7 protein-coding genes are annotated in these 9454 nt (G+C 59.1%); 1 reads left to right on the forward strand and 6 read right to left on the reverse strand.

Going from position 1 to position 9454, the window contains the following annotated elements; all coding sequences use genetic code 11:
• Positions 1–247: 247 nt before the first annotated feature.
• The 6 genes from DDF70_RS18650 to DDF70_RS18675 form a co-directional block, all read right to left on the reverse strand.
• Positions 248–2656 carry a putative bifunctional diguanylate cyclase/phosphodiesterase gene (locus tag DDF70_RS18650; protein ID WP_114946355.1) on the reverse strand — a complete coding sequence of 803 codons (2409 nt, stop codon included), beginning with the start codon at positions 2654–2656 and terminating at the stop codon, positions 248–250.
• A gap of 705 nt (positions 2657–3361) precedes the next feature.
• Positions 3362–3739: a ribosome hibernation-promoting factor, HPF/YfiA family gene (gene hpf / locus DDF70_RS18655; protein WP_114946365.1), complete on the reverse strand. Its 378-nt coding sequence runs from the start codon at positions 3737–3739 to the stop codon at positions 3362–3364.
• Positions 3740–4207: 468 nt separating this feature from the next.
• Positions 4208–4918, reverse strand: coding sequence for an IS6 family transposase (locus tag DDF70_RS18660; RefSeq protein WP_114946356.1), 711 nt, complete (start codon positions 4916–4918; stop codon positions 4208–4210).
• Positions 4919–5049: 131 nt separating this feature from the next.
• On the reverse strand, positions 5050–5637 hold the full coding sequence (locus tag DDF70_RS39015) for a DUF2778 domain-containing protein (protein WP_425374091.1): 588 nt from the start codon (positions 5635–5637) through the stop codon (positions 5050–5052).
• Positions 5638–6629: 992 nt separating this feature from the next.
• Positions 6630–7148, reverse strand: coding sequence for a flavodoxin family protein (locus tag DDF70_RS18670; RefSeq protein ID WP_114946358.1), 519 nt, complete (start codon positions 7146–7148; stop codon positions 6630–6632).
• A 334-nt stretch (positions 7149–7482) separates the two neighbouring features.
• Positions 7483–8103 (reverse strand): ImmA/IrrE family metallo-endopeptidase, encoded by a 621-nt coding sequence (locus DDF70_RS18675; RefSeq protein ID WP_114946359.1) that lies wholly within the window; start codon positions 8101–8103, stop codon positions 7483–7485.
• Between the two features lie 620 nt (positions 8104–8723).
• Here DDF70_RS18675 and DDF70_RS18680 point away from each other — a divergent pair.
• A partial coding sequence (locus tag DDF70_RS18680) for an ATP-binding protein (RefSeq protein WP_162820489.1) occupies positions 8724–9454 on the forward strand: 731 nt, incomplete at its 3' end.

The following is a 9454-nucleotide window of genomic DNA, read 5'->3' on the forward strand; positions in this document are numbered from 1 at the left end:
TCCCTGAAGCGGCCACCATTGTTCGGCCCATCCTCAGGATCAGTCACAGCGCATCGGCTGCGGCCTGTAACGTGATGAGGCATGACAACGATGATGGCAAGCTGCCGATAGCTCTCACAGGAAACTCCAAGCGGCATCGTCATCTTGAGCAAGTAGAGGCTCTTTGAGGGCGCCAAACTGAGCGCTAAGCCATTGAATTGACGGGACCGGTCTTGGGCCCAAACCCTCATCAAAGATGCAAACCTAATTAGGTTGACGGTGCCTTCATTGGGGAATGAGCTTCACCTCTCTCACCGTTGTTGTCCCCTCCTGCATCAAGTGCCCTCGAGGTCATGAAATGCACGATGCCCCCGGCCGGCATGGGGCGCCCGAAGTGGTAGCCCTGTCCCATGTCACAGCCGTGCTCCCGGAGAAACGACGCCTGCGCGGCGGTTTCAACCCCTTCAGCAACCACCCTGATGTCGAGGCTTTGACCAAGGCTCAGCACGGCTTTAACAATCGCTGCATCGTCCGTGTCCGTCTCCAGGCCATCCACGAAGGAACGATCAATTTTGAGAACATTGACCGGGAACAGCTTCAGGTGCGACAGCGAGGCATAACCGGTGCCGAAATCATCCAGCGCTATCGAAACCCCGCCTTCGCTCAAAGCGCGCAGCGTCTTCTGGGCATGTTCGACATTGTGGTCGAGGAACACCGTCTCAGTCACCTCCACTCCGAAACGGTTCGGCGGAATGCCGGCCTCCCGCAGGTGGGCGAGCACCCGTTGGGCATAATCATCGCGGCGGAACTCGGCGGACGAGGCATTGATTGAGACCCGGCCGATGTCGAGACCCGCATCGACCCAGCGACGCATGTCGCGGACCACACAGGCGAGCATGCGGGCACCAAGGGCAAGCCCGAGTTCCATGTCATCAAAAGCGGGTGCAAGGGTGTCAGGTGATTGGATCCCCATGCGGGGGTGGCGCCAGCGCAGGAGCGCCTCAAAGCCGGCGAGCCTCCCTGAGCCGAGCTCCACTTTCGGCTGATAGAAGGGCTCGATCCAATCGTGCTCTAACGCTCGGCGCGCGATTTCCAGAGCCGAGGCTGTTTTCTGCGCCTCATCGCGCATAATAGGCTTGAACATCGCGAACGTGCTGCGGGCCGTTGCCTTGCAGCTATACAGCGCAAGGTCCGCCTGCTTCAGAAGCTCCTCTGCGCTTAGGCTGTGCTCGCCAGAGATGGCGCCTCCAATGCTGGTGCGGCAGTCCAGCGTCTTGCCATTGTGCGTCAGGGGCTCTTGCATCTGCACCAGAATGGCTTGAGCCACCGCCGCAACACTTTCCTCTCCGGCAACATCCGACAGGACGACGGCGAACTCGTCTCCACTCAGACGAGCAACCGTATCGGCGGCGCGAACGATACGACGCAGTCGCTGGCCGAACTCCTTCAACAGGGCATCGCCGGCATCGTGACCGAACTGGTCATTGATGTGCTTGAGATAATCCAGATCCAGGATCAGCAAACCAACCCTGCGCGACCGGTCTAAGGTGTCGTCGAGCGCCGCCCGCAGGCGCTCGACGAAGAACCTACGGTTGGGCAGGCCTGATAGATCGTCATGATAGGCGGCCCAGTGCAGTTGTTTCTCTGCTCGTTTCCTGTCGTGGATGTCCTCGACCGTTCCGTACCAGCGGACGACTGCGCCATGCTCATCTAGCCGAGGGGTCGCTCTGACGCGAAACCAGCGATAGCCGGCTTCCGCCAGGCACAGACGATACTCGATATCGACAGACCTGCGGCTGGCCACAGCGTCCAGCCAATGCTGCGCTACGGTTGGAACATCGTCCGGGTGCAGAGCCCTTATCCAACCCTGCCCGAGCGCCTCCTCGGGGGGCATTCCAGTCAGATTGCACCACCGGGGCGACATATGGAGAACATCGCCCTGCGGATTGGCCGTCCAGGGAATCTGCGGATTGAACTCAACGGAATAGCGGTAATGTTCCTCACTCTCGCGCAACGCCTGTTCCGCTTTCCTGTGCTCGCATTCAAGGCGTTCCTTGGCCATGGACAGGAAGCTGAAGGCGAGCGCAGGGGCATAGACGACCAGAAACAGCGCCAGTTCTGCCGACCAGCGGCTAACAGCGATGTTCATCCCGAAGAGCGAGCCCAGCGGCAGCCCAAGCACTGCCCGAAGAAGATTGAAGACGGCCAAGCCGTACAGGAGGATGACGGCCGCTCGTTGCGAGGCAAGGCGCTGAGGCGCATGCCTCGAAAGCTCCCACCCGGAAAGGGCAGCATAGGCTCCGCTGATCAGGGCAAGGACAGTAATTCTCGCGCCAAGGAACTCGTGAATGAACGGGAATGCAGCCACCCAAACCGCGGACCCAAGAGCGACAGTACGAATTGTAACGACCCGCCCGTTGAAGGCGAGGCACCCAGCGTAGAGAGCGCCATAGCCGAGGGTTATCGCCGCGTTGGCTACCAGCAAGTTGAGAGGATTGGGAGCGTCCGCTCCGAGGTTGGCCATGCTGATCCCAAGAGGGATCAGGCCGAAGGTGGCACTCCACCATGCCAGGGCGCGAACCTTCCGGTTCTGGATCCAAGCGAGCAGCAGCAGGACGCTCAGCACCGCGGAGAGCAGAACAAAGGCGGCGGCTAACGTGCGAGGGTCAAGACTCATAACACTGTCTGCAACAAGGTCTGCTCACCCGCTTTTCTCTTAAGGATATGACCCGTTGGTGTAGTTATTGTATCGGACCCAGCAGTCAGGAAAGAGCCAAATATTGCTTCTTTCGTAGGGGGGCCGCGCAACTCCTGCAACAGGCGCACGCTGCTATGCCGCAGCTCGCAAAGAAAGAGCGCCCCTTGCTCCTGGCGCTCTAGGTAGGCCGCCGAGCGGCCATCAGGGAGAACGACCGTGCCAATCAGGCACAGAAGAAGGCTGCGCTCGATTGGTTAACGAGCGATTAACCTCAAGCAGAAACCCCGCCCGGGTCGAGCCGAACGGGGTTCCCGTGGGGGAGGCTGATACGCAACGCTGCTGCCCTGCCCTCGGTGTAAACGAGAGCAGTAAACGCATCCTTATGTGAGCTGAATGCGGATCGAAGAGGAGGCTATTGCGGCCTTTGATCCGGACGGCGTCCTTGCGGCTTTGGCGCAATTAAAAACGCTGTCCGTCTGACCGTGTAGTCTTCGCGGTTCTGGAGAATGGTCATGGCGCGGGCAACAGTATCATCCACGCGTTTGGCAAATCCGTAGATTGGAAGTCTCAGCATAGGGTGTCTTTCCCGTGTGGAATGAGGAGGGAACGCATACACTACGCAACTGCCTCCGGAACGCTGTCCCGGAACCTAGATCGACAATGTGTGGAAGCTCGGTAGAGAGGTCACATAGCAGGAGAGGAGCTCAGCCCAGCGCGGAGCATCGTGTCCTTGTCGGTGCGGATTGGCTTATCTTCTCGCAGCTCGCGTTTGGTGCGCCGAAGCTGCTTCTCAACTTTGTTCAGAGCATTCTTGAAGGCAGCATAGCAATCGTCGTGCTGGGCTTCGGCACTCATCATCTTGAGCGCCCCCATCTGAATGTTCACCGTGCATCGAAAGAGCGGACCCTCCCGAGTGACGTGTACGGAGGCGGTGTTAAGGTGCCCGAAGTACTTGTGAGCTGCGCGGATAATGCTTTGTCTCGCGTGGTCGCGGAATGTGCCCCCTAGATCGACGTTGGAACTCTGAACTGAGATAGCCTTGTCTATGGCTTCTAACGCCATTCCATTCTCCTTTTGGGTTAACCCAAAAGAAGTAACGGCCTTAACATAAATTAGTTTCATTGCCGACTTCCCTTTGCCTTGGTCAGCATGACCTCGTCAATCGGAGGCCCGGCAACAAAGCAAAAAGAAACCCCGCTCGGGCGGGAGCAGGGTTTCAGGGGCAAGGCCGTATATGCGTGACGTGATACGGCCTCATCTGCGGAATACTAGGCAAGCATTATCACGGAGTAAATTCTTATTCCCCGCATGGTGAAAGCCAGTGCTGTAGCGGTGAGGGATCAGGCGGAGAGGTCGGGCCGGGGCAGACCCGGGAGCGGATGCGGCATGAACTCCGGCAGGGGGCACCGTCAACTTAGCGGAGTAAAGGCGGTTTTCCGCTGCTCTCAGTACTTCCGAAACGGGTCTAAGCTCTTGAGGGCACCGTCAATTTAACGAGCTGAAGGCAAAGCGCCTCCCCGGGTCGCCAGATCAGGCGGCACTCGCGATGCCAGTAACCTCAGCCCAGGCCTGAAAGGCCTGAGTGCGGGCATGACGACACTCTGAGGCACAGACGGTTGTAGGACGGCGGAAGAGGTTCGCGACTTGATCATGAACCGAGAGGAAGCGTTGGGCCTGCCCGGCTGACTTGAAGCGCTTCATGATCCGCTCCCGTCGTCGGGTCGGCTGATGGCTGTTCTCTGCACGGTTGTTCAATCCGCGATGTTGGCGATGCTCCACCCCCGGCATGACAACCCGTTTCGCGGCGGCATAGCTGGCCAGCTTGTCCGTGATCATCACCCGAGGCGCCGCACCCTGCTTCTTGAGCAGCTTGCGCAGCAGACGCTTGGCCGCTGTGGCGTTGCGACGGCTCTGGACCAGGATGTCGAGCACGATCCCATGCTGGTCGACCGCTCGCCAGAGCCAGTGCTTTCGGCCTGCAATGCTGATCACCACCTCGTCGAGGTGCCACTTGTCACCGGCTGCCGGAAGACGGCGACGGATCTGGTTGGCAAAATCCTGACCGAACTTCAGGGCCCACTGCCGCACCGTCTCATGGCTGACCAGGATGCCTCGAGCCGCCAGCATCTCCTCGACCATCCGCAGACTGAGACGAAATCGAAAGTACAGCCAGACGGCATGGCTGATCACTTCAGCCGGAAAGCGGTGACGGGCATAGCCGGGGTGGTGGGTCGAGTTCATCCCTAACTTATACCTCTATCCGATCACCCGCCGGTTAACCTGACGGTGCCCATAGCAATGGTGCATGGCGGATTTCCACGAGCATTTGCCGGATCCCGTGGTGGCATCAATGGCCTATCTCAGGTCTTCGTCTACTTGCCGTTATCGGCATTTGCGACGCGGGGAAGGACATCCTGTCCGCGGCCGAGCACGACGACGAGACGCTTGACCTCGCCCTGCAGGTACGCCTGAAGGAAGCGATCGTAATCCTTGAAGGACACGCAGCCGTTCGAATCTCCCCTTGGTCCAAGCATATAGGTATGAGCCAGCAGGCCCACTCGGCCATAGATCGCTGCGCTGCCCCCGACCGGGTTCATGCGCAGAGCGCGGACACCATGGAAGAGCTTCTCGCGTTCGGTGAGTTCGTAGGTGCCAGGAGGGGTCGCTCCACGCATCGCCAAATGCACATAACGCGGATTGTCAAGCTTGTCCCCGAGTCCGGAATGCGCCTCCAGCTTCTCGCCATTCGGCATGATGACGACTTTCGCACTGATATCATAAACAGCGGTCGCTGCGTTCTCTGTCGAATTCGGAGTTGATGTGAGGGGGGCACTCGGCGCGATATCTCCTGTTCCGCTGCCGAGCGACGCATAGCCGAGAGCGGTTGCCGGTGGGTCGGAAGGCTTAGCACCAAACAGCTTCTCCAAGAACGAGCGATCGTCCGACGGCTTGTTCCCCACAGTGGCACTCCTCATGGGCACAGGGGTAGCCGCGCGCGAGTTCCTTGGCGCATCGAGTAGCCGTGGTGCGGGAGGGCGCGGCACCGGGAGGGGAACTGGTTCCCGCGCCGGTTCGACAGCATCCGTTATCGTCGTCTGAGTTGAGGGCGATTGATCCGGCTCAACGGGGGTCCCGGATGATCCATCCGCAGGCAGAGCGGGCTGCGGCTTGAGACCAGTGTCGTCCTGCGCGGTAAACTGCCGGAAGATCGGCGCCAGCGGCGCGTTATGTACAGAGCCGAACGTCTCAAGACTCATCGCCGGAGCGGAACCACCGATTGGTCGGCTATCTGTTGATGCGAAGGTACCCACCGCGATCTTCTGCGCGCTCCCCAGAGGGCTCTTATCTAGCCCTACAGCCGCGACCGGCTGTGCGTCGTCGAAGAGGGCTAAGGCGGACAAATATGCCGCAGGACTCAGGAGAGTTGCGGCCAGGGCGGCTGTCAGAAAGAGGTTGCGGCGAACGAAGCGGCTCGAAGGACGAGACATCAACAGCATCAATGATCCTAAGGCAACAACTCAGGCCGCGCATGACCCGCCTCGACCCATGTAGCAGGCCGGAGAGGAGTCCTTTGATTGGTCGAGGACGCCATGCGCGAAGGGCACGCCCTTTCGGATCAAGAGGCGGTATGGTCAAAATATGGCAATGACGTTGTGCAGAAGCATTTGATATGCGGAACTATCCAAAAGATCTGGGCTGGGCCGGATTTACGGCCAAGGCGAAACGCCGCGTTTCAGAACACACACCTAGCGTCCGCCCCGGTCGCTCGGGCCTAAAGATCAAAACCGCCCAATATCCTCGCCAAAACCCCACGTACAGATAGATCTATATTGACCTTCAGATCCAACCATCGATTCCGGGGCCGGAATGTTACCGTCTCCTCGCGGTTCAGCCCAGCCCGGCTCCTCGCAACAGGAAATGTTTGCTCCAATTGGCACCTGCTCCTGGCCCGTTAGAACAATCCGAGCCTCATCCCTGCGGCAAGGGCAGCTCCAAGCTCTTCGCAGCGCTTCAGTTCATCTGGGCTGATGACCTTCGGAGCAAGGATTACTTCCGGTGTCTGCGCGTGGGAGCAGACGATTAGCGGATCCGCCACGGCTTTGAGCCGCCATCCCGTCGCAATACGCTCCACCTGACGGGCGGCGTTGTGACCGTCGCTGCCCGCACAAATCAGCGTCGCGTAGGGACGCCCGGTGATGCGATCCAGAGCCGGATAGTAGGTGCGGTCGAAGAAATCCTTCATCAGTCCGGCCATGGCCGCCAGGTTCTCAGGAGTACCAAAGAGATAGCCGTCTGCATCGAGGAGATCGGCGGGCTGCGCATCTAGATCCGGAAGCAGGCGGACGCGCACAGTGGGCTCTGCAGCTGCGCCACGGGCAGCCGCCTCAGCCATCTGACGAGTGCCTCCGGTCATCGAGTGATACACGATCAAAAGCGTTTTCGTCGTGCCTGAGTGCAGTGGGTCGGCCATCGGCCGAGATCCTGGACTTGAGGGCTGAGGGCCGCAAGTGTGTTAACGTGCACAAACCGATAGAATGAAGAAAGCCTCCATAATGTTTGTTCAACGAAAGGTGCAAAGTTAAAATGTCCTGAGGAGTTCTCTAAGCGGCACGGCATTGGTCCGGGTGTGGAGACGATCCGGCGCTCTGGATATTGGCCGAAGCAATCCAGACCTTCCGCGAAGCGCCCCTAGGCTGGCGGGTCCTGGCACCTGATGCTCGATGATAGCAATTGGCGCCCCTATACTGCACCGCCAGCCGGGCCCGGTACCCCGCACCAGTTCTTTCGCCAACGTCAGAGGTCCCCTAGTTCAAGTCTGTCCGCAGCTTCGCGCCCCGTCTCTGAGCTTCCTTTAGGTAATCGACCACGACAGACGGTAGCTCGCGCCGGTGGCCGGAGGCCCGTCGCTGAAACGCATCGAACTCGCCCTTGCGGATCATTGCCGCCTCAAAGCTCAGTCCAAAACGGTCCACAATATCCTCGACCGTATCAAACGAACTAAGGAGATAGTTGGGAGCCAAGAACATCGCAGCAAAACGTCTAGCCTCACTCTCCTCTTTCTTGGCTTCTAACAAAGATCGTCCAGCTGTCGTTTGGGTCGTGCTCCTGGTGCGAACACCCGAGTGCCGCATTGCGAAGTGCCCAATCTCATTGGCGATGGCCATTCGCGCTCTTGGCTCACCCCTCTGCAGGGCACCAACGACACTCTCACGCATCCGCAGGAGACCCTTGCGGGCGTCCCATTGCGCTTCTGCATCGCGCATCTCGGCGTCTGGTACCCGCTGATAGGCGAAGTGTCGAAAGCTGGTCGTAAGCTTCTGGATCACAGCTATCATGTCAGGGCGGCTCTGGTTCTGAAGACTAAGCTCCCGCCGGAAGACCTTCACGCGCTGCTCAATCTCTTCATCCGTAACATGCCGCAACATATCGGGCCTTTAGATTATAGAGCATACTAAATATAGAATACGGTCAGTTTTCTAGGTTTGCAATCCCTTTCAAGGGATTAAGATCGGAAGCGGAGTCCTCATGTCCAAAAAGCAGTTCTAGCGCTTTAGCCCGACGGGTGGGTTTGCGGTGTTCTCCAAGGCCCTCGCGGCGCTGAGCGAACCCGCTCACCCGGTGCAGATGTTTGACCTGACCATTGCGCGCGAATATTTCGGCCGGCGTCGATGCCGCTCTTTGAAAGACGGCCGGCAAGCCCGATGATTGAGCAGACTATCGTCCAGAAGCCGTGCGCGACAAGATCTGAGATGCGCTCACCGCACTACACGACTGGCTCGACACATTGCTTGGTCTTGAGGACGGCGTTCACTGGAATTCCATCAATCCACAACCTGCGGAAGTAGGGGTAAGTGTCTGCCAAACGAGCTACCCACGCGGATGGAATATCTCATCCGCCCACAGGTCATAGGCATGTTGAATGATCGGCTATTCGGATTTAGGTGTAGATTCCGTTTCACCGGTGCCAAGGGCCTGACGCCAGACGCCACACGACCAATAAAAAATTGACCTTGCATTTATGGAGACAAGCTCCATAAATGCAAGGATGATCGAACGTCGTATTACCGCCGAGCTGAACGAATTGCTCGACAGCTATCCTGCCGTCGCCCTCCTGGGCCCGCGGCAGGTCGGCAAAACGACACTGGCTCTGACCATCGGGGAGCACCGTCCGTCGATCTATCTCGACCTGGAATCCGATGCTGATCGCGCCAGGCTGTCAGAACCAGAACTCTATCTCGCCGGCCATGAAGACAAGCTTGTCATTCTTGACGAAGTCCAGCGGCTACCGGATCTGTTTCAGAACTTGCGCGGTCTGATCGACCGCGGTCGCCGCAAGGGGCGGCGGACGGGCCGCTTCCTGCTCCTCGGATCCGCGTCACTCGATCTCCTGAAGCAGTCGGGCGAAAGCTTAGCCGGGCGGATCGCCTATCTCGAAATGCACCCGATCGATGGATTGGAGGTTCCGGCTTCAGACTTGAACCGATTGTGGCTGCGTGGTGGCTTCCCGGACAGCTATCTGGCCACCAGTGATCGTATCAGCCAACGGTGGCGACAGGATTTCATCCGAACCTACCTGGAACGCGATATCCCCCTGCTGGGGCCTCGCATTCCGGCCGAGACCTTGCGTCGCTTCTGGACCATGCTGGCACATCATCAGTCCGGACTCCTCAATGCCGCCGAATTCGCACGTGCACTTGGCGTGGACGGAAAGACCGTGGCGTCCTACCTCGACCTGCTGGTCGACCTGCTGCTCGTGCGGCGACTGGAACCCTGGCA

The organism is Microvirga calopogonii, from assembly GCF_003347665.1.
Taxonomy (GTDB): Bacteria; Pseudomonadota; Alphaproteobacteria; order Rhizobiales; family Beijerinckiaceae; genus Microvirga; species Microvirga calopogonii.